The sequence below is a fragment of the Enterococcus sp. DIV1224 genome (assembly GCF_050555455.1).
In the GTDB taxonomy this organism is placed as follows: Bacteria; Bacillota; Bacilli; order Lactobacillales; family Enterococcaceae; genus Enterococcus_B; species Enterococcus_B lactis.
Window position 1 is genome coordinate 2028978 of record NZ_CP187859.1, and the last position, 22976, is coordinate 2051953.

19 protein-coding genes and 1 pseudogene are annotated in these 22976 nt (G+C 38.0%); 5 read left to right on the forward strand and 15 right to left on the reverse strand.

The window, feature by feature from the left end:
* Nucleotides 1-318: 318 nt before the first annotated feature.
* Nucleotides 319-1815, forward strand: coding sequence for an ABC transporter permease (locus tag IGK53_RS09950; RefSeq protein ID WP_002341208.1), 1497 nt, complete (start codon nt 319-321; stop codon nt 1813-1815).
* A 12-nt stretch (nt 1816-1827) separates the two neighbouring features.
* Nucleotides 1828-2490, forward strand: a complete 663-nt coding sequence (locus tag IGK53_RS09955) for an ABC transporter ATP-binding protein (protein WP_002315781.1) — start codon at nt 1828-1830, stop codon at nt 2488-2490.
* 99 nt (nt 2491-2589) lie between these two features.
* On the opposite strand, the gene IGK53_RS09960 is transcribed toward IGK53_RS09955, so the two are convergent.
* From IGK53_RS09960 to IGK53_RS09995, 8 genes and pseudogenes are all read right to left on the reverse strand, one after another.
* Complete coding sequence (locus tag IGK53_RS09960; protein WP_002291027.1) at nt 2590-2793, reverse strand: CsbD family protein; 204 nt, start codon at nt 2791-2793, stop codon at nt 2590-2592.
* Between the two features lie 111 nt (nt 2794-2904).
* Nucleotides 2905-4089 carry a beta-aspartyl-peptidase gene (gene iadA, locus IGK53_RS09965; protein ID WP_002315780.1) on the reverse strand — a complete coding sequence of 395 codons (1185 nt, stop codon included), beginning with the start codon at nt 4087-4089 and terminating at the stop codon, nt 2905-2907.
* A gap of 160 nt (nt 4090-4249) precedes the next feature.
* The gene (gene yfcC / locus IGK53_RS09970; protein ID WP_025481635.1) at nt 4250-5989 is read right to left on the reverse strand and encodes a putative basic amino acid antiporter YfcC; all 1740 of its coding nucleotides are present in this window, start codon (nt 5987-5989) and stop codon (nt 4250-4252) included.
* Between the two features lie 773 nt (nt 5990-6762).
* Nucleotides 6763-7377 carry an SIS domain-containing protein gene (locus tag IGK53_RS09975; RefSeq protein WP_002291034.1) on the reverse strand — a complete coding sequence of 205 codons (615 nt, stop codon included), beginning with the start codon at nt 7375-7377 and terminating at the stop codon, nt 6763-6765.
* 605 nt (nt 7378-7982) lie between these two features.
* Nucleotides 7983-8360: a hypothetical protein gene (locus IGK53_RS09980; RefSeq protein WP_002328959.1), complete on the reverse strand. Its 378-nt coding sequence runs from the start codon at nt 8358-8360 to the stop codon at nt 7983-7985.
* 300 nt (nt 8361-8660) lie between these two features.
* The gene (gene galU, locus IGK53_RS09985) at nt 8661-9542 is read right to left on the reverse strand and encodes a UTP--glucose-1-phosphate uridylyltransferase GalU (RefSeq protein ID WP_002315776.1); all 882 of its coding nucleotides are present in this window, start codon (nt 9540-9542) and stop codon (nt 8661-8663) included.
* 42 nt (nt 9543-9584) lie between these two features.
* Nucleotides 9585-10604: an NAD(P)H-dependent glycerol-3-phosphate dehydrogenase gene (locus IGK53_RS09990; protein ID WP_002291040.1), complete on the reverse strand. Its 1020-nt coding sequence runs from the start codon at nt 10602-10604 to the stop codon at nt 9585-9587.
* 729 nt (nt 10605-11333) lie between these two features.
* Nucleotides 11334-13070: pseudogene (locus IGK53_RS09995) on the reverse strand (fibronectin type III domain-containing protein).
* A 206-nt stretch (nt 13071-13276) separates the two neighbouring features.
* On the opposite strand from IGK53_RS09995, the gene IGK53_RS10000 reads away from it, so the two are divergent.
* Together IGK53_RS10000 and IGK53_RS10005 are read left to right on the forward strand one after the other, a co-directional pair.
* Nucleotides 13277-14161, forward strand: coding sequence for a helix-turn-helix domain-containing protein (locus IGK53_RS10000; protein WP_002291043.1), 885 nt, complete (start codon nt 13277-13279; stop codon nt 14159-14161).
* A gap of 131 nt (nt 14162-14292) precedes the next feature.
* Nucleotides 14293-14937 (forward strand): lytic polysaccharide monooxygenase auxiliary activity family 9 protein, encoded by a 645-nt coding sequence (locus IGK53_RS10005; RefSeq protein WP_002291044.1) that lies wholly within the window; start codon nt 14293-14295, stop codon nt 14935-14937.
* A gap of 63 nt (nt 14938-15000) precedes the next feature.
* On the opposite strand, the gene IGK53_RS10010 is transcribed toward IGK53_RS10005, so the two are convergent.
* From IGK53_RS10010 to IGK53_RS10040, 7 genes are all read right to left on the reverse strand, one after another.
* Nucleotides 15001-16005 (reverse strand): SIS domain-containing protein, encoded by a 1005-nt coding sequence (locus IGK53_RS10010; RefSeq protein ID WP_002291045.1) that lies wholly within the window; start codon nt 16003-16005, stop codon nt 15001-15003.
* Between the two features lie 12 nt (nt 16006-16017).
* Nucleotides 16018-17067: an SIS domain-containing protein gene (locus IGK53_RS10015; RefSeq protein WP_002291046.1), complete on the reverse strand. Its 1050-nt coding sequence runs from the start codon at nt 17065-17067 to the stop codon at nt 16018-16020.
* A 16-nt stretch (nt 17068-17083) separates the two neighbouring features.
* Entirely contained in the window at nt 17084-17905 is an 822-nt protein-coding gene (locus tag IGK53_RS10020; protein WP_002291048.1) for a PTS system mannose/fructose/sorbose family transporter subunit IID, read from the reverse strand.
* A complete protein-coding gene (locus IGK53_RS10025) occupies nt 17892-18671 on the reverse strand; it encodes a PTS mannose/fructose/sorbose/N-acetylgalactosamine transporter subunit IIC (protein ID WP_002335477.1) in 780 nt (259 codons plus the stop codon). Before IGK53_RS10025 ends, IGK53_RS10020 begins: the two co-directional genes overlap by 14 nt.
* A gap of 16 nt (nt 18672-18687) precedes the next feature.
* Nucleotides 18688-19158 (reverse strand): PTS sugar transporter subunit IIB, encoded by a 471-nt coding sequence (locus tag IGK53_RS10030; RefSeq protein WP_002287114.1) that lies wholly within the window; start codon nt 19156-19158, stop codon nt 18688-18690.
* An 11-nt stretch (nt 19159-19169) separates the two neighbouring features.
* Nucleotides 19170-19589, reverse strand: a complete 420-nt coding sequence (locus IGK53_RS10035) for a PTS sugar transporter subunit IIA (RefSeq protein WP_002328951.1) — start codon at nt 19587-19589, stop codon at nt 19170-19172.
* 79 nt (nt 19590-19668) lie between these two features.
* On the reverse strand, nt 19669-22446 hold the full coding sequence (locus IGK53_RS10040) for a sigma 54-interacting transcriptional regulator (RefSeq protein WP_002341202.1): 2778 nt from the start codon (nt 22444-22446) through the stop codon (nt 19669-19671).
* A gap of 193 nt (nt 22447-22639) precedes the next feature.
* On the opposite strand from IGK53_RS10040, the gene IGK53_RS10045 reads away from it, so the two are divergent.
* The gene (locus IGK53_RS10045) at nt 22640-22864 is read left to right on the forward strand and encodes a hypothetical protein (protein WP_002315767.1); all 225 of its coding nucleotides are present in this window, start codon (nt 22640-22642) and stop codon (nt 22862-22864) included.
* Nucleotides 22865-22976 lie beyond the last annotated feature (112 nt).

The window sequence follows — 22976 nt, forward strand, 5'->3', positions numbered from 1 at the left end:
CCTTATATAAGTATTCGGCTGTTCCCCATTATTATACAACAAATGAACTAAATCGCTAGTATCAGCAATTGTTAGAATCACTAAGCAAATGAAAATTCCTCTGTAACATCTAGGATTTCTTTTGCTGTTTCTCTTTCATCTCTTCTTCGTCGGTTTGAAACATACTTTTTTCATTTTACCACATTTTTTGCAATAACTATAGTGACTTTTTATATATACAGAACCTCGAGTTGATGATATGCAAACAGCATAAGATTTAAGCTAGTTTTAAGATAGGTTGTCTATTATCAAAAGCATCTACTAGGAGGGATGCAAGATATGAATTTTATGAAACGTGCATGGAAAAGTACAAAAGTAAAATGGGGACGTTCATTGTTATTGTTTGCCGTGTTCACAGCCATTCTTATTTTTGTGCTAGCTGGCCTCACGATTCGAAGCGCTGCAGAAGAAGCAGCGAATCAAGCACAAAAAGAAGTTGGAGCAACAGTGACTTTAAGTGCCAATCGAGAAGCTTCATTTAAAAAACAGGAACAAACTTCTTCAAGCAATTCTACCGCTGAAGAACGTCCAGATCCGGGCAGTTTTTCTCTTACCCCAGTATCCTTAACGGACGCGGAAAAAATAGCTAAATTAGATAATGTAAAGAGCTATTCCTTTGAAAGTTCCGCCTCAGCTATGGCAAAAGATGGAATAACTGCCATCACTAGTTCTGATTCAAGTGAAGACAGTTCAGAAACTACCGATGCAGGCGGTGGACCTGCCGGAGGAATGGGCGGAAATCCGCAAATGACTCAAGCAGATTTTCAAATCAGCGGTGTGTCAGCAACTGCACAAAATAGTACTTTTTCTGATGGGACAGCAAAAATCACGGATGGTGAAGGAATAGATGACAGCGACAAAGGCACAAACAACGTAGTCATTGATTCTACGCTAGCAGAAGCAAATGACCTGACAGTCGGAGATACTTTCACAATCACGAGTACTGAAGATGAAGATACCACTTATGAAATGACGGTCAAAGGAATTTATGAATCTAGCGAAACAAGTAGCAGTATGGGTATGAAATTCAACTTCATGAATCCGTCGAATACACTTTACACCTCTTATACTTTTGCAAATGAATTAAATGGGACATCTGACGATAACACGATAGATTCTGCTGTTTACACTCTATCTGATCCAGATGAAATGGATAAATTTCTCGAAGAAGCAGAGAAGCTGATCGACACAGATACATTTAGCTTACAATCAAATGATTCCATGTATCAGTCAATGTTGGAACCTTTAAACAATGTGGCAAGTTTTTCTAAAAATGTTGTTTTACTAGTGGCTGTAGCCGGTATTATCATACTTACTCTGATTATCATGATTACCATCCGGGAGCGTCGGCATGAATTAGGCGTCTTGTTGTCTTTAGGAGAATCCAGAAGTAAAATCATTCTCCAATTGTTTACCGAAGTTGCTATTTGTATGATTCTTGCATTAGGAGTTGCTTCGATTAGCGGGAACGTCGTCGCGAATGCCGTGGGGCAGCAGCTACTTGACCAACAGACAGAAACCACGACACAAAACCAACAAGCTCCTGGCGGTGGACAAATGCCAGGTAACGGACAAGGCGGTCAACGTGGGGGTCAACAAGGAAACATGAATAATCCATTTGCTGTTTCTGATCAAGTCAGCGAATTGGAAATCAATGTCAAACCTACACAATTAGGACTACTAGCCGGAGTAGCATTTGGAATCAGCCTGCTTTCTGTCTTTTTAGCTTCTATAGGGATATTAAGATTAAACCCAAGAAAAATCCTATTAAATTAAAGGAGGAATTTGATGTTACGGACAGAACAATTGGGATTTTGGTATCAAGATCCGCAAGATGCGCTTTATAAAGATGTAGAACTGAATTTCGAAGCTGGAAAAATGTACGCTATTTTAGGAGCAAGTGGTTCTGGAAAAACGACTTTTCTTTCGCTTATTTCCGGATTAGATACACCAAAAGAAGGAAAGGTATACTATCAAGATCGTTCACTGAACAAAATCGGGTTAAGAAGTTATCGTAAAAATGATGTCTCGATTATTTTCCAAGCTTATAACTTGCTTCCTTATTTATCAGCTCTAGACAATGTCATAACAGCAATGGAGATCACTAAAACCAAACAAGAGAATTATCGACAAGTTGCTTTAGATCGACTGGCTCGTGTAGGAATTGATGAAGTATTAGCAAAAAAACAGGTGACCAAACTTTCAGGAGGTCAGCAACAGCGAGTCGCTATCGTTCGTGCTATCTGTTGCGAACATCAACTGATTGTAGCTGATGAACCTACTGGGAATCTGGATGAGACCGCATCACAAGATATCGTCAAACTTTTCCAAGAAATCGCCCATGAACAAAATCGCTGTATTATCATCGTGACCCATGAGGTCGAAGTAGCAAAAAGCTGCGATGAAGTCTTTGAACTAAAAAATAAAGAATTTCAAAAAATAGAAGTTTAAAAAACAGGATAACTTTCAAACAAAAAATCCGAACCATATCTATGAAGCAGATACGGTTCGGATTTTTATTTGCTTGATTCATTTAGTAATGAACGTTGTTTATTTGTTTTCATCTTTTCGAGAGAATTTGTCTTTGATTTCATCGCCCAAATCACGAGCTTTTTCTTTGATATCAGAACCTAGTGATTGTGCTTTTCCTTCTGTTTCTTTGCTCTTGTCGTCTGTTGCTTTGCCGTATGCTTCTTTTCCTTTACCGACTACTTTGTCTTTCATGTCTTTAGAACGCCCTTTTAAATCTGCCATTGTGTTTCCTCCTCTTAATTTGTTTATTGATCTACTTTCAGGGTAACATCAACAACAGATACAGACAAACAGAACGCTCGTTTTCTAAAAAAGGATGAGACAGATAGTGGATCAAAAACTTTTTTCGAAAGTTCCCCATACTTTGACTTCTTTTTCTTGGACCATTATTTCTCCTTTAGCAATAACTGTATCGATATCAAGCGTTTCTTTGTCCAAGATACACAAGTCTGCATCTGCGCCAATTTCAATTTTTCCTTTTTTATCCAATTTCAATATACGTGCTGGGTTACTGGTTATAGCTCGCAAGGCGATTTCCAGAGGAATATTTTCTTTTTGCACAGCTTCTTTGATCCCTACTAGCAATGCCTTAGCACTTCCTACTCCTAACCCTAGGAAATGATTGTTTTCATCAAAATAAGGCAAGCTTCCTTGTCCATCTGAGGTCATCGTGAAATTATCTAAAGAAACATCTTCCTCAATCAATCGTTTCAATGCTTTACTGAAGCGCACTTCCCCATCTGTCTTCTCCCAAAAATCAGGATCTTCGCTAGCGGTGAAGTCAATCGTGCCGCCACGTTTAGCAAATGCCACGCAAGCTTCAAATAATTCTGGTGTACGATTCGCATGAGTAGGCAAAAACTGTGTGATCGGAATTTCTGTTTCTTCTACAATTCGTGTCAATAACTCTAGCTTTCTTTTTCCTCCGCCTAAGTGGACATTGATGATCCCAGCTTTTCCCGACAACATGCCTCCTACACGAGCATCTGCTGCTGCACGGGCGAACTCTTCAAAACTTGGCTGAGAAGAACGGTGATCGGATACTGCGATTTCTCCGATTCCGATGATTTTATCGATTGTTAAAAAGTCTTTGATGATCGAATCTGTTACTGTTTTTACCGGCAATCGGTACGAACCCTCGTACACATAAGTGGAGATTCCTTCTGCTTCAAGTCCTTTCGCTTTGCTGATCAAAGCAGTCATATCTCGACCTTCTCCGTCTGTTCCCAAGCAACCGACAACTGTCGTTACACCAGCTGTAGTCAATTGACTTAATGTAACTTCTGGTGTTCGGTTTTGATAACCGCCTTCTCCTCCTCCGCCTAAAATATGGAAATGACAGTCAATGAAACCTGGAGTCAGTACTTTTCCCTCACCTGAAAGTTCTTCTACTTCCACTCCTTCGTAGCCGCCTTCTAGCTGTTCTTCTACAGCCAAAATCTTCCCACCGGCAATCAATACGTCCATTTTTCCTAAGTAATCTGGTGCAAACACTTCAATTTGTCGGATGATCTTCATACATTTTTCCTCTTTCTTTAAGTATAACTGATGATAGGATCTTAAAAAATAATCCAAACGATAGAATCTTTACTCCTTTGATTTTACCGTAAAATGACGGTTCTTGGAGTCATTTATCTACTGTTTGGATTACTTTTTTTATTTACTTATGTCTCCAGTACTACTGCAGACCGATCGCAATAGCAATCATGATGAAAATAGTTCCCAAAACAAACAGGAATCCTTGCATCTTGATTTGGAACCTTGCCCATTTTGCCCATTCGATCCGTGCAACACCTAACACACCAATCAAGCTAGCTGATACGGGCGTAAAAGCATCCATGAAACCAGAACCAAGCTGATAAGCAAGAACTGCTACTTGTCTGGATACACCGACTAAATCTGCCAATGGAGCCATAATCGGCATGGTCAAAGCTGCTTGTCCTGAATTTGATGTAACAACCAAGTTGAACAAACTTTGGAAGATATACATCGCCCAAGCGCCAATGACAGCTGGCACACCGGTCAATGCCGTCCCGATTCCATGCAAAATCGTATTCAAAGCTGAAGGAACAGACGCATCGGATCCACCTAAGACGAGAAGGATTCCTTTGGCCATCCCTACTACGATTGCTGTACCAGCTAAATCAGCTGCACCAGATTGGAAAGAAGAAGCGATGTCATTGACTTTCATTCCATCTAATTTGAAAAGAACAGCAATGATTCCGGCAACTAATCCCATCACAAAGAATTGAGAAGCGATTTCGGGGATGTAATAGCCTTTTTGAGTCACGCCCCAAACGATCCAAACAAGAACAGCTAACATCTCTACTAAAATCAGTTTATGCCCAAGCATGAATTTTTTATTTTCATCAGATGTCTTTTTGATATGAGAACGGAAATAATCATCTGATTTATAAGTCAACGAACTTTCCGGTTTTTTACGGATTTTTTCTGCATATATCATCATATAACCAGCTGCTAAGGCAGTAACAACTACCCACATAATCAATCGAAATGTCGCACCAGACAACACTGGGATTCCAGCAATCCCTTGAGCTACAGCTACGCTAAACGGACTCATCCAAGAGGTCGCATTTCCGACTTGAGATGCGACATAAGTCACGGTTACTGCTACGATCGAGTCATATCCTAAGGCAATGACGAATGGAACCATCACCATTGAGAATGGAATTACCTCTTCTGCCATCCCAAATGTAGCGCCCCCCAATGAAAAAGCAAAGAATAATAGCGGTAAAGCTAAACGCTCCAGTCCCTTCGTTTTACTGATAAACGCATAGATTCCTGCATCAATCGCTCCGGTACGCATAATAATACCAAAAGCACCTCCGACAACAAGGATCAATGCAGCAATCCCTACAGCAGATCCATATTTATCTCCAGATACTAGACCTTCAAAAACAAAATTTAAGAAGCCAAAGCCACCAAAATCGTCTGTTCCCCATATTTTGGCTGTTTTATGCAATTTTTTAGAAGTATCATAGATATTTTCGCCATACTCATCGTAAAGAACATCATCTGTTAAGGAAATTTCATCTAGTTTTTCTTGCGTAAGATTTTTTTCTCCGTCAGCAATGACTTTTTCCAATCCTTTTTCAGGAACATCCAGTTTTTCACGTTCTGCTGGATGATCTTGCAGTTCTTCTAATTGATCAAATACATACGATTTATCCAGCTCGTAAGCATAACGGAAGGAATCTTGGCGTAAAACAGTACGAGTACTTGTTTCGCCATTCGCATCTTTATATTCAATGTCTTGCGTGCTGAACTTTCCTGCTGGTACGACAAAAGTCAGTATCCATGCAAAGATGACTACACCAAAAATAATGACATACGTATGGGGTGTCGATAATTTAGTGAAGTCACGTTTCGGTTTTCCTGAAGAATTTGTTTTCTTCAAATTTATTTCTTCCTTTCTTTTCTCAGTAATTTTGATGAATAAAAAATGGATAATCAAATGAATTATACAGTAAAAATGTCAATTCCACATGAATAATTTATTAGAAAATCACTTTTTTCTATTTTGCTTTTTTTCTCATATGTATGACTATTTTTTTCTTTTTCCATTTATATTGAGTATTTTATTTCTCTGTTTTTCCTTAAAATTCTTTTTTTATTTTTAGATTAGCGGAAATCCCGTCCTGATTTTTTCATTTTATAATCGTGAATAAATTGTATTTCATTGCAAAAAAGCAAAAAATAATAATAAATATTCATCTCATATCTTTCATTTTTTGTATATTTTCTTTCTATTAGAAAAAGGAATCTTCTTCGACAATTTTGTTATATCAGGTAAACTTCATTGCAATAATGATAACAAATGTACTATAATTACATTGTAAAGAGTTTTGGGGAAGACTCTTTCATCAACGTGTATTAAGAGGCAAGAAAGGATCCATGCGGATTCTTTCTTGTCTCTTTTTCCGCTATTTTTTTTCTATCTAGCATTGCATATTTTTGTAGCTCTTTTCTTCTCATTGTGAAACAACTTATAAAAATAATGTACTTTCAAAAAAAAAAGGCTGACCTCTATAGCTAAACAAACTTAAAATAACAAAAAATAAAAAACGATTATTACTGCTTTTCTTTAAAAATCGTTTTCTTTGTTTCAAACACTCCATATTTACGTGGAACACCGTTTTTTTAAAGAAACTTTGGTCATTATGTGGAAAACTATTTTCCTCTTGTTTCCTGAACTAGCTGTTTTGCTGTAAAATACAATACTTGTTGAAGCAAAAAAATCGTTGCAAGAGAGGCTGTTCCACAGATTGCTGGATCTAAATTCGGCAAAGTCAAGACTGCATCATGCAGATTGGCATGGTTATCCAAAACTAAATCAGCAAATTCAAATAATCTCAAACCACTGCTATGCTGGGACTTGATGCTTCGTGACAAATCAAATCCAGTAACAATGATCAAAGGATGTCCATTTTCTTTGATCCATTGAGCCAACTCAATGATTGCTGGATTTCTTCCTTCATTCGAAAGAAGTAGAAAAATGTCTTCTGGTTTGACAGAAAGCTCATCAATAATCGCTTGTCCTGCCCCTTCTAGCGTTTCATAGACACCTCCGGCTGGGTTTTCAATCAATATACTTGGCACAAGGTCCGGTGTTTGATCCCAAAATTCAAATGCTACACCACTTAGTGTGCGGCTAGCATATATCTGCAATCTGCCGCCTTGATTGATTTGTTTCGCAATCCAAGTTCCTGCTTGAACCATCAACGGCTCTTCTATCCTTAATTTCTCTTCCAATTGGTAATAATAGTCAAAATAACATAAACTCATTTTTCTCTCCCGCCTAGCTATACTTGACATGAATAGAAACAGCTGCCTAATCTAAGGAAATACATAAAAAACAGAAGATAAACAGTAATACATGCGGTCTTTGCTGTTTCAAACGCAAAAAAGGTATTGAACGAATACGCCCAATACCTTGACATAGCAAATAAAACAACGTGCAGACCATAGAAAATCTCTACACAGGGGTAGAATTTTCCCCTTAGATTAGGTACAATAAATAAGGTCGATGCACTGCATTGACTATGGCAAAATGATCGGTCAGGGTGTATGAGTGTGACTGGTCATTCCCTGATTCTTAGCGCCAACTAAGGGTCAGGGAGCCTTTTTTTATTCAGCTGTTTCTATCTGAACTCATTGTAAGTAATCTCTTATTCAAGTGCAAGTACGAAAACACAAAAAAACATTGGTATGATTTTTTTACAAATAAATAACATAAAAAAAGGAATGGCTTGTCCTTATGTAGCAAGCATTCCTTTTTGAAAAGATTCTTTTAAATAAGTGAAAAAAGTTTTTTCTCATCAATTAAATAAATCTCTCAACTCAATATTTTGTCCATTATTTTATCTTTTTTTGCGTATACATACTAAATATTACCGTCTTCTTCTCGCTCTTCTGCTTTGTTCTGGAGAATCTGTACTAGAAAAAGTAGTGGCATGTCTACCCTTTCTTCCGATCCGAGACTTTCTTTTCCTATAAGGAATATAAATGAGCAGATACAATACAGCAAAAAATAAGGCAAATATGCAAGCTTCCCAACTACCTAACGCCAGTTCGATCATCAAGCTAGCAACTGCAATAGACGCTGCATACCAGATAAAAATCAGGAATCTTTCTTTTTTTCTGACCATTTTGAACATGATAAATAGACTAATGAGCAATAGTGGTAACACAAATACCCAATTATTTCCTTCCATCAGCCACTTGAGTATATCAAGTAGCGACTGCGCAATAGCGACTAATTTTCCCATAGTGGACACACACCTTTTTTATAATTAAAAAAATTCGCCTTTTTATTCTACTATGAATCTTCTGGATTGGCTTTCATTTCTCTTATGTAATCATTTTCTTTTATGTAACTTAAAAAAAAATTAAACCATTAGCAGAAAATTTCCTAAATATATTCACGAAAGTCTTTTTCTATCTTTCATTTTTCCTCGTCTTCATTCACTTAGCGTCAAAAAATAAAAACGACAGTTGCGCAAATGACGCACAAGCTGCCGCTTTAATACCCATTTGATTTTTATTCTCAGCAGGTCACTTATTTCCAGTTAATTTCCTGTTCTTAGCTCTTTGCTCAACTGGATAATATATGCGCTTAACGATGCGCCGATTTCCGGATGATGAAGTCCATATTCAATATTTGTCTTCATATATCCTAGCTTATCGCCTACGTCATATCTTTTTCCTTTAAATTCTCTCGCATAGACCGCTTCTGTTTGGTTAAGGGTCTGGAGCGCATCCGTTAGTTGTATCTCGTTCCCTGCTCCTGGTTCTTGAGTTGCTAATATCTCAAATATTTTGGGGGTCAGCAGATAACGTCCGATAATGGCTAAATTGCTTGGTGCTTTTCCAAGTTCAGGTTTTTCTACAAAACCATTTACTCTGCAACGTCCCTTTTCGTTATCCGTTTTAGGATCAATAATTCCATATTTAGAGGTTTCATTTTCTGGTACACGCATGACGGCAACAGCAGAAGATTGTGTTTCTTCATAATCCATCATCAATTGTTGAGTCAGTGGGATATCATCTTTCATCAAATCATCCCCGAGCATGACAACAAATGGTTCATTCCCTATGAATGCTTTTGCTTGAAGCACGGCATCCCCCAGTCCTCTTGGATGAGATTGACGGATGAAGTGAAGATTGACATGAGTCGTTTCTTCAACTAAAGCGAGTAGTTCTGTTTTTTCCTTTTCCCGCAAATTGTTTTCCAATTCGATATTTGCATCAAAATGATCTTCGATGGGTCTCTTTTCTTTTCCCGTTACGATCAAGATATCTTCGATTCCCGAATCCAATGCTTCTTCCACAATAAATTGGATCGTTGGCTTATCCACGATTGGAAGCATTTCTTTTGCCATGGCTTTTGTTGCCGGCAAAAAACGTGTTCCTAGCCCAGCGGCAGGAATAACTGCTTTTTTGACCTTCACTTACTGTTCCTCCTAAACGACGCTTACCTGTTAATCATCTATTTAACGAAGAGAAAATTCATTCTCCATTTTTCCGTCACGTAGCATGATTTCTTTTGCTGCTTTTTTAATATCTTCTCCATTATACAAAACATTATAGATGGTTTGAGTAATTGGCATCTCAACCCCTAGCTGTTGTGCTAGCTCGACTGCTGCTTTTGTCGTTGCCACACCTTCAACGACCATTCCCATGTTTTCCAAAACTTCTTCCAGTTTATGCCCCTGTCCTAGTAAGTTACCGGCGCGCCAATTACGGGAATGAACACTTGTACAAGTAACAATCAAGTCCCCAACACCGCTCAAACCGATAAACGTCAGCGGATTGGCACCCATTGCTACACCAAGACGACTAATTTCTGCTAATCCGCGAGTCATGATGGCCGCTTTTGCATCGTCTCCGAACCCTAGCCCATGGATAGCACCGGCACCAATAGCAATGATATTTTTTAATGCTGCGCCAGTTTCTACACCAATCACATCATTATTTGTATAAATCCTGAAATAATCATTCATGAATAATTCTTGTACATAAGCAGCTGCTTTTTGATCGATACTTGCAGCTGTAATCGTTGTAATATCATGAACTGCTACTTCTTCCGCATGACTAGGGCCAGATAATACGACGATTGCCTGTCGTTTTTCTTCTGGAATCTCTTCAGCCAAAACTTCTGAGATCCGTTTATGCGTATCTTGTTCTAGGCCTTTACTTGCATGGATAATGACGGGCTTAGTATTCATTTTACCAATAAGTTCCTGGGCGACTGAACGGATTGCTTTTGTCGGAACGACAAACAAAATAGCATCTGCGTCATCCACTGCTTCTGCCAATTCTTTATATCCGATAATCGATTCTGGGATCGTCAAATCGGGTAAAAAATGTTGATTTGTATGATACGTATTGATTTCGTCAATCTGTTCAGGTACATTTCCCCAAATCCGGACATCATGCCCGTTTTCTGCCAATGTCTGTGCTAAAGCAGTGCCCCATGATCCAGGACCAAGAACTGCGATTTTTTGTTTCATGGATATTCCTCCAAATAAATAATTGATAATTTCCATTATAGTATACATTTCTTAAAGTTTGGACTAATTTCCATTGTTTTTAAGTGTTTGTTTAATTCTTTTATCGACTTTCACTTGAAATAATCTATTAAATGTTGCAATAGCGTACATTTTAATTTTTTTCTTTTTACACTTGTTATACTTTATTTGTCACTAAGAGAAAGGAGGTTTGACTATGTTTCCATTACCATTACCATTGGGAGGCTGGGAAGTTTCTCCTAACAACCCTTAATTGAAGCTACATACAAGAAGAGGCTGGGACAGAAGCGTTTAACTCCAAGAAGTAAGAAGGAATTCACGAAAATTGCTTTTCAAATTTTTGTGAATTTCAGCTTATTTCCGAAGGAGTTGCTTCTGCTTCCGCCGGTTATACGTGTTTAGAGCGTGAGACAAAAGTGTTCTTTACTTTTGTCCCACGCTCTTTGCTTAAATCAATACATGGTAGAAATTTTGATAAAAGTCGTATCCTCCTTATTCCGAGTAAATGATGTGACACGCAGTTATACATCAGGCTTATTATCTCTTGATACACAGTGTTCAATCAGCTCACCCTCAATATTAGATTAAAAAACGGCAAAATATGAAAAACTATTTTGCCGTTTTGTTTCTGTAATACTTAGGTCAAAGTATTGATTTCACAACCGCTTGATAAACGGTGTTACAGAAGTAGCTTCTATCACGACCTCATCATCAACTTATTTTTTGCCATAAAGAGAAGGCCGTATCTGGTGCCCAATGTGCGGCTGCAATATGCGCTTGCAAGCAACGATATTGAATACCATTATATGTGACTATGTCTCCTGCTTGATAAAAAGTACCGACTGTCCAAGAATTTCCTTGGCCGTTCTCGTCTAGGGTTCTTGCTGTGACAGACTGGCTTAGTAAAGAAACACCTGTCCGATTGACTGCACGAACTTGATAGCGATACGCAGTAGAAGCTGTTCAATTTTGATCTTCAAATACAGCGGTTTGTGAGGTAGCGATCTTCTTGCCATCTCTGTATATTTCATAATAAAGTACTTCTTCCAATAAGCTATTTTCTTGCCATACCAAACGAACTGTTGATTGTGTCACATGGTTGATGCTCAACCCGTTTGGAATAGAAGGTGCTGGTAAAGCTGTTGCTTCTTGCGTACGGATATTCAATCTATCGGAACGTGCAGAAATATTTCCTGATGGATCGACCGCTTCAATCGTATAAGAATAAGTCGTTTCTGGTTGTAAACCTGTATGTATATAATTCGTAGTTTTGCTTGTTCCTACTAATCGATTGTTTTCATAAATATTATAATGTGACACACGAACGTTATCCGTTGACGCAGTCCAAGACAATGTGACTGTCGTACTTGTTGCTGTTCCTCGAAAATTGGTCGGTTTAGAAGGTTTCTCTGTATCTGGTTCTTGTTCCGTAAACAGATTTTGATAAGCTTTCGCAAATGATTCATTATAAGAAATGCCAGCTGAGTTTACCCCTTCGTCCCAGTTCACGCTCCAAGTCATCAAACCTTTTAAAGGTGTACGTTCTTTTTCCATTTGTTCGAATACTTGATAAACAACGGATGGATCTTGCACATAACCGTTGGCTGCCGCATCGTTATTTGCTGGAATCCCCAAAGCCAGACGATCTGCTGGTATCCGAATGTATCCACTCTCTCCGTTATGCAAGGCTTTTGACATACCATATAAGAAATCATATTTTCGACTGTCATTGTTCTGAGCAATCCATTCGTCTCCCACGCTTAATCCGTCGCCCGCCTGATTATATAGTTGTGGTGCAATAAAATCATACTCATTTTCTAATGCAGTGATATAAGGTACATAGCCTCCCGCTGTTCTCAAATAAGGGAATTCAGGTGCCATAGAAATAATAAAGTGTTTTCCTTGCTTTTTATAATGATCTCGTACGATTTTCAACGCTTCTGGGATCACTTGCTGGTTATCTCCTGCCGTAATGGCGCTTTGTTCTAAATCAATGTCTAAACCATCAAAACCATAAGTTTCTACCAACCGAATCACTTCATCTGCAAATGCTTGTTCTTGTCCTCTGTGCAATTCGATATGGGAATCAGCTCCGCCTAAAGAAATGATAACTGATCGTCCTTCTTCATTCAGGGCAGCCACTTTGCTTCTGAATTCTTCATCACTCATATTAAATGGCTTAAATGTAGGGATTCCTTCGCCTTTCATAAAAGATACTGCGATGACATTGTAAAACGGATTGATCTTTCCTAAGTCTGTCTCTGCTGGTTTCCCACCTCTATATCCCGCACCTTGCTCTGGTACCCAGTTATGATAATATCCAACAGCAATTTGCTTTTCTGAGATATCCGGCATCAATGCCGCGGAATCTTGTGCAGCATGTATAGTTTGTCCACCTCCAGCTAAACAGCCGATTGCTGCCAATGACAGCCAAAAAATTTTTTTCATTCATCATACCTCCTAGTATTTGGTAAATATATTTTATTTTAACAACATCTGTTTTTCATTTTTTGTATGTTATTACAACATAAATAAAAATTGCTTTTAAAGCATGAGCACTTTTTATCAAAAATAGTACATAATTGACATTTTCGTCCTTAGATAACAGCCTTGTGTTATCTTATATTCATAAAAAACGTATGGAGGTAACTTACATGATAAAACATGCTTCTTTAATTCGAAAACTAAGAAAAGAACGTGGACTGACACAAGCTCAATTAACAGAGGGGCTTTCTCAGCGAGGGACATTAGCTGCTTTTGAATCTAGAGGAACAAAAATCAGTTTTGAATTGTTAGTGGATTACCTTGAACGGATGAATGTTACACTTGAAGAATATCAATTTTTGCTGAACAACAATACTCTCACAAGTAAACAAAAACTTTCTAATTACCTGATCACAACAAAATATTTAACAAAAGAGCAAGAGAATGAACTGCTAAAAGAATATAAAAAAACTGGGAATATTTATTATCGCCTGCTATATACGCAACGTATACTAATTGATCAATATCTGGGAAACCGAAAGCTCACTCGTTCGGAAACTTTGACAGAAGTTTCTATTATCAAAAAGTACTTGGAAGGTATCGATACATGGGGACACTATGAACTTTCTATTTTTTCCAATTGTTTATTCATATTCGATGACGAGTATATTTATCATTCTTTTCAGCGTAGTGTCACAAAAATGAAAGCATATGTCGATACTGCTCATTATTCCGAATTATTATCAAATTTTCTTTTGAACGGGATACATCTATCTTTTCATCGTTCTTCTGTTTTTCTTAGAAAACTATTTTTAGGAGAATGGAAAAAAGTAAGTGACCGTTATAAACATACGTTAGACTTAGCCCGTTACAAAGCATTCACTGCTTTAGCTCTATTAGCAGATGGCAATGAACGAGCACTAGAAGAAATTGACGAAGCAATCCATTTCTTTGAATGGCTAGGACTAGAGGAAGTGAAAGAAGAGATCATTGAATTGAGAGATTCTCTTTTGAAAAAAACTATACATAAAAATGATAAGGCTATTTATCAATAGTCATTCTTCTAGTTTTTTATTTTTGTTGCAATACCATACAAAAAAATAATATTTAAATAATACATTTTATACTATCTTACGAAAAGGAAACCTTTTCTTAAAATATTTTATCTAACTGGAGGAATCATCAAATGAAAAAAAGTACTTTATTGGGATTAGGAATGTTACTTGCTACAACAGGAATCGCCGCTTTGTCTTCTGTAGATGTCTCGGCTCATGGCTATGTTTCACAACCTATCAGCCGTGGCTATCAAGGTGCTCTAGATAGTAGGAATAATTGGCAAAGTGCTTTTGAAAAGTATGGTCGTATCATCAACGAACCACAATCTTTAGAGGCACCAAAAGGATTCCCTTCGGCTGGACCTGCAAATGGTCGGATTGCTTCTGCTAATGGTGCAGTAGGTGACTTTGTTTTGGATAAACAAACAGCTACGTTATGGACAAAAAACAACTTAACTACTGGGGCAAACCGATTCACTTGGCATTTCACAGCTGACCACGCAACGACGAAATGGCACTATTACATGACTAAAAATGGTTGGAATCCAAATGCCCCATTGAATAGAAATGACCTGGAATTCATTGGTGAAGTAAATAATGGTGGTAATTCGTCTATTACTAATCCGACTCATACAATCAATATTCCTAGCAATCGTCTGGGGTATCATGTCATTTTAGCAGTTTGGGATGTAGCTGACACAGATAACGCATTTTATAATGTAATCGATGTCAATGTTCAAAATCGTAATGCATTAACTGACTTGGAAAACAACTAAAAAATAAAGGGAGCAGTTGTCGCTGCTCTCTTTATTTTTTATATTCTTTTCATCCAATCGATCCTAATAATCAAACTGACGATAGTAGCGGCGTATCTCTAATGGATGACAATTCAGCTGTTCGACATGTGCATCGATACGCTGTGTCACTGCATGCATCAATAAGAAAGACAACACACGTCCGCGATATTTTTCGCTGATACCTTCTACTGGATAGTCTTTTGTATCTATCAATGTATAATTACTACAAATTTTTGGCAAAAGTTTAGCTACACGTTCAGATAACGCTCTCTGTTCATCTTCGCCTAAAAATAAAGTGACTGGGGTCGTTTCTTCAACGATCTCTAACGTCCCGTGAAGAAACTCGGCAGCATGGATAGATTTCGATGGGAGCCAGCTTTGTTCTTCCCAATAACACATGGCATATGAATAAACAGCTCCCCATTGATTCCCTGCTCCGATAAAATAATGCATGCTATCACGTCGATGCTTTTCTGCAAATGATAAGCCAAATGTATCTGCTTTTTTCTCTGCTTCAACTAACCCTGTTGGCAAATAATGTTCGAGCTGTTCATAGTACTCTGAGTAATCTTCGAATTCCCCATGCAAATACATCAATCGATCTGCTACCATAAAAAATTTGATTTGTTCTGTTCCGGGAGCTGGATAAGTAACCACAAAATCGCATAGTTGAGACAACTTACTCTCCGCTTTATCGATAAATCCAATCAGTGTCGCTCCTACTTTCTTGATTTCTTCTACTGCTTTCACTACTTCTTGGGTTGTCCCAGTAACAGAGGACACGACGACAATAGAATCTTTTGTTAATCTTTTGTTCCCAGTAGTGTAATATTCTGCAGCATGCTGTACAAAGACAGGCAAGTTGCTTTTCCCATTCATATAAGTGACAGCTTGCATCGAAGAAGCATACGTTCCACCAATTCCTAAATAATAGACAGCATCGAATTTTTCCGTATAAAGTTTATCGATGATTTTTTCTACTTGCGGACGTAAAGCTAGTGCACCTTTTATTGCTTTGATTTGTTCTTCTTCATTGAACTTCAACATGATTTCCACCTCTTATAATTTACTTTTCAAGACTGTATCAAAGTCTTCAAAGATCTTTTTGTTCAAGTCGATTCCTTTAGCTGCTGCGATTTTATAAGCGAATAGTTGAAATGGAACGACAAGTGCTAATATAGACAGATATTCATCACATTCTATTGCTAATCCAAGTGTTTTCTCGTCTCTTGCTTTTTTTGTGGTAATTGTGAGAGCCTCTCCAACATACTGACTCATATATCTCCGCAACTTTTGTGAACGTTCCTTATTTTCATTGTCCCCTTCAATAAAGAACAGCAAATGGGAAGCATCAGCCTCTAGATATGGGCCATGCATGTAAGCTTCTAACTCAAATCCTTGTGACGGGACACGGATTGTTTCCGTCAATTTCGTTTCTGCTTCTTTCGCTGTTCCCCAGTTTGGACCATAGCCAATAGTGATGAAGCGTTGTGTTAAACGAAACAAACTTTGATACTCATCAAAAAATTCTTCCGTTTTTTGAATAATCACTGGTAAATGATCGATTATTTTTTGTAACTGTTGCATGTAGTTTTGTTCTATTTCTTTGCTGATATTATTTTTACTTATCCCAATTCCTAGCCCTAAGAGTAGTAACTGTAAGACAGTAGCAGAATAGCCTTTTGTAACGAAGCCAACTGTTTCTATCCCAGCACCTAAATCAATAATCTGTGTAGCTTCTAAAGCAAGTGGACTTTGTACGTCATTTGTGACAGCAATAATCGGTATTTCTTGTTTTTGGATCATTTTTACTGCTTCAACAGTAGAAGCACTTTTCCCACTTTGTGACACAGCAATCACAGTATCGATTGATGGAGAAAGTTTTCCATAATGAGCAAAATGAAAAGGTTCTTGAATATCGACAGTTAGCTCGCCATAAGATTCCAATGCCGGCTTCGCTGCTAAACAAGCGTTGTAAGAAGAACCCGTTGCTAGCATCAGCAGATTCGTTGTTTTTTTCATTTGTTTTCTTGTCGAAAAATCATTCTTTTTCAAGATCGTACTTAGTACTTCCTTTTCTTCATAAATATAATCTTGCATCGTAACCATTTTCTCTGCTCCTTTTCTAAAAAATCCCTATCCACGAACCAAAAATCCCAAAGAAAGCTAATCCGATCAAGATCGTCAATGGTTTTACTTCTTTTTTCAATAGATAAAACACTACACCAAATGCACCCAGACATAAGATATTTGGGACAATATCATCAAAAATACTTTGAACAGTCACAGCATTTTCTCCTGAACCGATTTTTAAAGGGATATTGATAGTAATCATCGTGGCAGTCATTGCTCCCACGACCATCAACCCAATGATAGACGCGCCTAATGTCAAACTTTCCATCATCCCGTTTGCCTGAATCTTTTTCAAAAAACCCGTTCCTAAGCGATAACCCCAACCTGTTGCTAGATAGCGGAACAGAATGTGCGGAATATTGAAAATCAAAATGAACAAGATAGGTCCTAAAATATTTCCTTGCATAGCTAAAGAGGTGCCCACACCTGTGGCAATCAATCGCAAAGTTCCCCAAAAGAAAGAATCCCCTAACCCTGCAAGTGGTCCCATCAAAGATGTTTTGATACTGTCGATTGCGGTCACATCAAATTCAGGATCATCCTTATTTTCTTCCTCCATTGCAGCCGTGATTCCTAAAATCAATGTAACGATATGTGGGGTCGTGTTGAAAAACTCTAGATGCCGTTTCAAAGCTGCTGCCATTTCTTCTTTCGACTGATATAACTTTTTCAAAATCGGAATCATTGCGTAAACATAAGCCATATTCATCTGTCGTTCATAGTTCCAAGAAAACTCCATTTGAAAAGAACGCCAGAATACATGATTCAGTTCTTTTTTCGTTATTTTGCTGTTTTTACTCTCAGAATTCTTCATCTTCTTCGACCTCCCCTGCAGTGGTTTGAAGTGGCAATTGACGGACATTCATGATATTGACTACCACAACGGCTAAAATTGCACCAAAAATAGCTACTCCGGTCACAGGAATCTTTAAGTAAGAAGCTATAGCGAAACCTAAGAAAAAGTATGGCGCAACTTGTTTGTTAATCAGCAATCGAGCGAGCATCGCGAAACCAAGAGCTGGAATCAACCCTGTAGCTACTGACAAGCCATTCTGAACGAAGTCAGGAATCTTATTGAGTAGATTTCCGATCGTATTGCTTCCCACCATATACGAAACCATTACCACAACACCAAGCATCAAAGAAAGACCGAAACCGGCAAGCAAGTGCATATGCTCGACTCCTTTATAGTTTCCTTCTTCTGCATAACTGTCCGCTTTATGGTTCATAATTGGAATCAAAAGACCTAAGTAAATATTTTTCAATATCAATGTCAACGTAGCAATTGGTAAACCTAGTAAAAGTGCCGTTTCCGTACCAGCTCCAGCTGTGATAGCAAAAGCCGTGCCTAAAATTCCTCCGGTCACCACATCAGGGGGGATCGAAGCACCTACTGAGAATGATCCGATAAATGCTAACTCCAAAGTGGCACCCATGACGATCCCAGTTTTTACATCACCCAACACGATTCCTGTAAACAGTCCCGTCACAATTGGACGAGAAAGCAGTGATGTCCCTAATGCATATTCTGATTGTGCGATAAATGCAACGATACCTAATAAGACTGCTTGTACAATCATTGAGTTTCTTCCTTTCTTACAAAACTTCCCTTACGTCCACTTTTTTATCTGCCGGTACTTGACGGATCTCCACTTCTATTTGTTTGTCAATCAATCTTTTCAATCGTTCCTCCTCTTCTGGTAAAATATTCACCGCTTTTCCAATACTGCGAGTACCAGGTTTCGCCTTGATCCCTCCTAAGTTGATGGTTTTGATTTCTGGATACGCTTCTGCCAGCTTATATGCGTCCTCGATTGATTCCACTACAATGAATAGCTTATATTTATCTGTCACACCGCTTTTCAATGCGGCAATCGAGTCATCAATGGATTTGATTACTAGTTTGACTCCTTGCGGCTTGGCTAATTTGATTGTTGTCTTTCGTATCTCATTAGTAGGCACATCATCATTGGCAATCAAAATACAATCTGCGCCTATTGTTTGTGTCCAAGAAAAAGCGACTTGTCCGTGTAATAACCGATGGTCAACTCTTGTCAATACAATCATTCTTCTTCCTCCTAAAATTCGTCTTCTTCTATTTTTTGATTGATCCGTTCGTTACAAAACTGGATCATTTTTTTTGAATCAGTTAGCACCTGTTGGATCAAAACAGTTGTCTCTACTTCAGCGTCCAACCGAGATACTAGCTCAATCAAGAGTGGCAAATTCAATCCGGCAACAAGATAGACATGATCCTGATTGATATATTGTAAGAATTCATTGTTGACACTTCCGCCAAAAAGATCCGTCAGAACAATGATTTCTTTATCTTTGTACCTCATAAACAGCTGACTTACTGATTCCGTTAAATCAAAATTCTCATCAGTATAGCAGTCCAATGCAGTAATAGAATGATTTTTCCCATAGATTAGCTCTAATGAATCTAGTATCCCTGAAGCAAATTTTCCATGGGAAGCTAAGATAATTTCTCTGTCCACTTTTTCATCTCCTCTTTTTACTTACACATACTAAAAAGCAAGTTGCGTGCCAAAGTTAGTGGCCGCAACTTGCGTATGTTCAAAATTCTTCTTCTATCGAGAGTAACTCTGTACTTTCACTCAAAATATCACAGATATAGGCAATCTCAGAATGAGGGATCATGACACTATAATGCTCTTCAATGACACTAAACGCAGATTTAATAGCAGATACCTCTTCTTTTTGACACTGTTCCCATTTCTCTAATCCTTGATAGGTTTCAATTGGCATTTGTCGAATCAAACGTTCGATTAGACAGCTCACATGGACATATAACGCTAGTTTTTTGGGATTACTGATTCTTCGATTCAACTGCACCTCTAATTCTCGCATAAAATGATCGATTTCCTCCATCACCTTTTCTGTATCTAGAATAGTCACAGAGTCCAGTACTTTCTCCAATGAAAAATTGCGAATGATGTTCTGGTTGAATGTTTCCTTATCTGAAACATTCATAGCAGAATCCAACCATTCTGCTAGTACAGACATCTTCTCTCCTGAGATGAGGTCTTCTAATGAAAGATAGTCGATATCGGTGATAGCAGGATCTGCGGTACCTATGATCCCTACGATTTCGTATATGGAAAACAATGGTTCCCTGTTTTTCTTATCTTTTAATCGCTGATATTCATATGGGATGATTTTCAACTGACAAGTCGTAGGCAAACTTTTCTCTAGCAGTTCACTTAGGTGAGCCGCCGTGCCGATTCCAGTGAAGCAGGTAGTAATGAGTGCTTTGGGTTTATTTTCTTGTGGATAGAGGAGCCGCCATTCTGGTTGGATTTGACGAACGGCCTCTTCTGCTATTTCTTCTAAAGCTGCATTTTTTTTCAAGCATTCCCCTACTGTGATGGCTAAAGGTGTCGTCACATTATTCAAAATCAAAAGTGGTACAGATAATTGTTTTTTAAAAAACTGATGGATTTCTTTCAGAGATCCCATATCTACTAATATGATCAACCCATTTGAAACATCGCTGTTTTCGCAATAATCCACGATTTCTGCAGCAATCTGCTGTGGTGTGACATCTAGCGGCATATCAAATGATTCAAATAGATCTTCTTGTAATAAACGATTGACCACATTTGCCATACTGCTGGCAGTTGCATAACCGTGCGCAGCAATCATTGCTTTTGGCAGTTGTTTTTCTTTTGACCATTTTGCTTTTTTTAGATAGATCGTCAGTAAAATCCGATCCATACTAGTGACTTCAATATCTAATTTAATCTTACTCAGTTCCAAGATTCGCTGGACATAATGATAACTAGATGGATAAGATTGAGAAACCTGTTTTTCTAATTCTTTGATTAGTTGGATAATCGCATGTTCTTCCGGTAACCATTTGACAGTGCTTCGCTGATAAAGATAGTAACTCAAGGCATAGACACTGTTTCCATCGAATTTGATTTGATAGGCAGACTCCATTTGTCGAAAGGTCTCACGGATAGATTGAGTCCAATAAACCAACAGCTCGTGTTTTTCTTGTCTACTGGTCTCAAATAGCAAAAAATCAAATAATTGGATCACTTCTTGTTTTAGTTTTCCTTCGCAAGAATATAGAAGACACTTATTTTTTTTGAAATCAAGCAGGATTTGCTCAAAACTTTTAACGATTCGTTGCTGTTCTGGTTGTTGCTTTTCCATCAATTGTTCTAAGGTCTGGTCTTGCGTGATATAGATTCCTTGCTGTGCTGTATTTTTGGTAATGGGCTCAGCGAGTAGTTCTTTTTGCAAATGATGGATGGTGACATGGATCTCCGACTGTTCACGTTGTTCAGCATACGCTTTTGCTGCTGAAACTTTGACAATATTTTTCAGCTCTCCTATGTTTCCAGATAATTTTTGACCTGCTAGAAGTGACAAAACTGGGCCACTGACTGACAAAGGGCTTCCCATTTTTCTTTGTTCCTCGATAAAAAAAGAGTAAACCAGTTCTAGCCGTTCATTTCGACTACGCTGATTGAGCGCAGGCAGTTCGATTCGGATAGGTATTCTTCGAATGAAAGTGGTTAAGAAATGACTAGTGGTCTCTTCTGTCGTGGCAAAAAAAAGACGTGTTTTGATCCGCCGTGACAAATTAGGTTCTCCCATACGATAAATCACACCTTGATCAAGATAGGTGAATAGTTTTTCCTGCCCTTCTGGTGTTAAGCGATGTACCTCGTCTAAAAACAAGATTCCACCATCTGCTGCTTCGAAAGCCCCTTTTTTATTTTCTTCTGCTCCAGTGTAAGCTCCTTTGACGTGACCAAACAAATTGCTAGTCAACAGTTCAGGATTATCTGCATATTGTGCACAATTGAAAGTGATGAATGGTGCAGAGTCCTCTAGTAAATCATGAAGCAGACAATACTGATAGACTAAATGGACTAAATAACTTTTACCTGTGCCGCTTTCACCTGTGATCAAAAGTGGCAGTCCGCCATCTGGATAGTAAAGAGCTGTTTTGATTTGTTCGATACTTTCTTTCAAACTGGCGTCGTGTCCGATCATAAAAGAGAATAAATCTTTTGGTTGTGCGAAAAAAGGCTGTTCTTCTTTAAGATCATTGATAGAAAAATAAAAATTCGTACGTAACTTAAAAAATTGTTTTTCAAAAGCTTCTTTGTGGAAATAAACCACTGGACGAGAATTGATTTTGACTAGTAGTTTCTCTTCATTCAACTGGTTCAAATAATGACTGACTGTGTTTCTTTTTACCCCAAAATGTTCAGCCAATCTTTTTGCTGTAAAGACCTCGTTCATATGGTTGAGATCGAAAAAGGCTGTCTGGTTCTCTAAGTAGCATAAAATTTCGTGTTTTAACAACTTATCCACCCCTACTCCATCATAGAAAACGGATTCATTTTGTCAATAAAATCTTTAATAAAGGGTTGAAAAATATGTCTTGTTATAGACAGCAGCTCACTTATCCCTTATAATTTTTATTCTAAAAAAGAACAGTTCCTTCCGGTTTTTATACTGGGATTTCCAAACAATAAAGAAAGAACAAGGAGGCTATGACTATTCAATGAAATCGGATAAATCTAAAAAGAGGAAGTATACTTCTTGGAAAACTTTTCGCGAAATCATCGGATCTTATCTCGCTGTGGTTGTGTTTTTACCTTTGCTTTATATGGCTATGACAGAACAAACCCGTTTTATTGATGTAGATACGCAATATATAGCCGAAACAGGATTTTTATTTATCTTTATCTTGATTTTTGCGTTCTATAAATCCTTCCACACAAAATAGGAGGCACAGCTCTCAATTTTTCTGTCTGCTTTTTGTTATTACAAATCCTTATATCTGGTATAACAACAATTTATTGGCGTAACGAGGAAAAACGAGTTATGATGCTTTCAGA

Bases quoted from the DNA above. Each gene is read 5' to 3' on its own strand.
- IGK53_RS09950 (WP_002341208.1), top strand. From the start codon at position 319: ATGAATTTTATGAAACGTGCATGGAAAAGTACAAAAGTAAAATGGGGA.
- IGK53_RS09955 (WP_002315781.1), top strand. From the start codon at position 1,828: ATGTTACGGACAGAACAATTGGGATTTTGGTATCAAGATCCGCAAGAT.
- IGK53_RS09960 (WP_002291027.1), bottom strand. From the start codon at position 2,793: ATGGCAGATTTAAAAGGGCGTTCTAAAGACATGAAAGACAAAGTAGTC.
- iadA (WP_002315780.1), bottom strand. From the start codon at position 4,089: ATGAAGATCATCCGACAAATTGAAGTGTTTGCACCAGATTACTTAGGA.
- IGK53_RS09975 (WP_002291034.1), bottom strand. From the start codon at position 7,377: ATGAGTTTATGTTATTTTGACTATTATTACCAATTGGAAGAGAAATTA.
- IGK53_RS09980 (WP_002328959.1), bottom strand. From the start codon at position 8,360: ATGGGAAAATTAGTCGCTATTGCGCAGTCGCTACTTGATATACTCAAG.
- IGK53_RS09990 (WP_002291040.1), bottom strand. From the start codon at position 10,604: ATGAAACAAAAAATCGCAGTTCTTGGTCCTGGATCATGGGGCACTGCT.
- IGK53_RS10000 (WP_002291043.1), top strand. From the start codon at position 13,277: ATGATAAAACATGCTTCTTTAATTCGAAAACTAAGAAAAGAACGTGGA.
- IGK53_RS10005 (WP_002291044.1), top strand. From the start codon at position 14,293: ATGAAAAAAAGTACTTTATTGGGATTAGGAATGTTACTTGCTACAACA.
- IGK53_RS10010 (WP_002291045.1), bottom strand. From the start codon at position 16,005: ATGTTGAAGTTCAATGAAGAAGAACAAATCAAAGCAATAAAAGGTGCA.
- IGK53_RS10015 (WP_002291046.1), bottom strand. From the start codon at position 17,067: ATGGTTACGATGCAAGATTATATTTATGAAGAAAAGGAAGTACTAAGT.
- IGK53_RS10020 (WP_002291048.1), bottom strand. From the start codon at position 17,905: ATGAAGAATTCTGAGAGTAAAAACAGCAAAATAACGAAAAAAGAACTG.
- IGK53_RS10025 (WP_002335477.1), bottom strand. From the start codon at position 18,671: ATGATTGTACAAGCAGTCTTATTAGGTATCGTTGCATTTATCGCACAA.
- IGK53_RS10030 (WP_002287114.1), bottom strand. From the start codon at position 19,158: ATGATTGTATTGACAAGAGTTGACCATCGGTTATTACACGGACAAGTC.
- IGK53_RS10045 (WP_002315767.1), top strand. From the start codon at position 22,640: ATGAAATCGGATAAATCTAAAAAGAGGAAGTATACTTCTTGGAAAACT.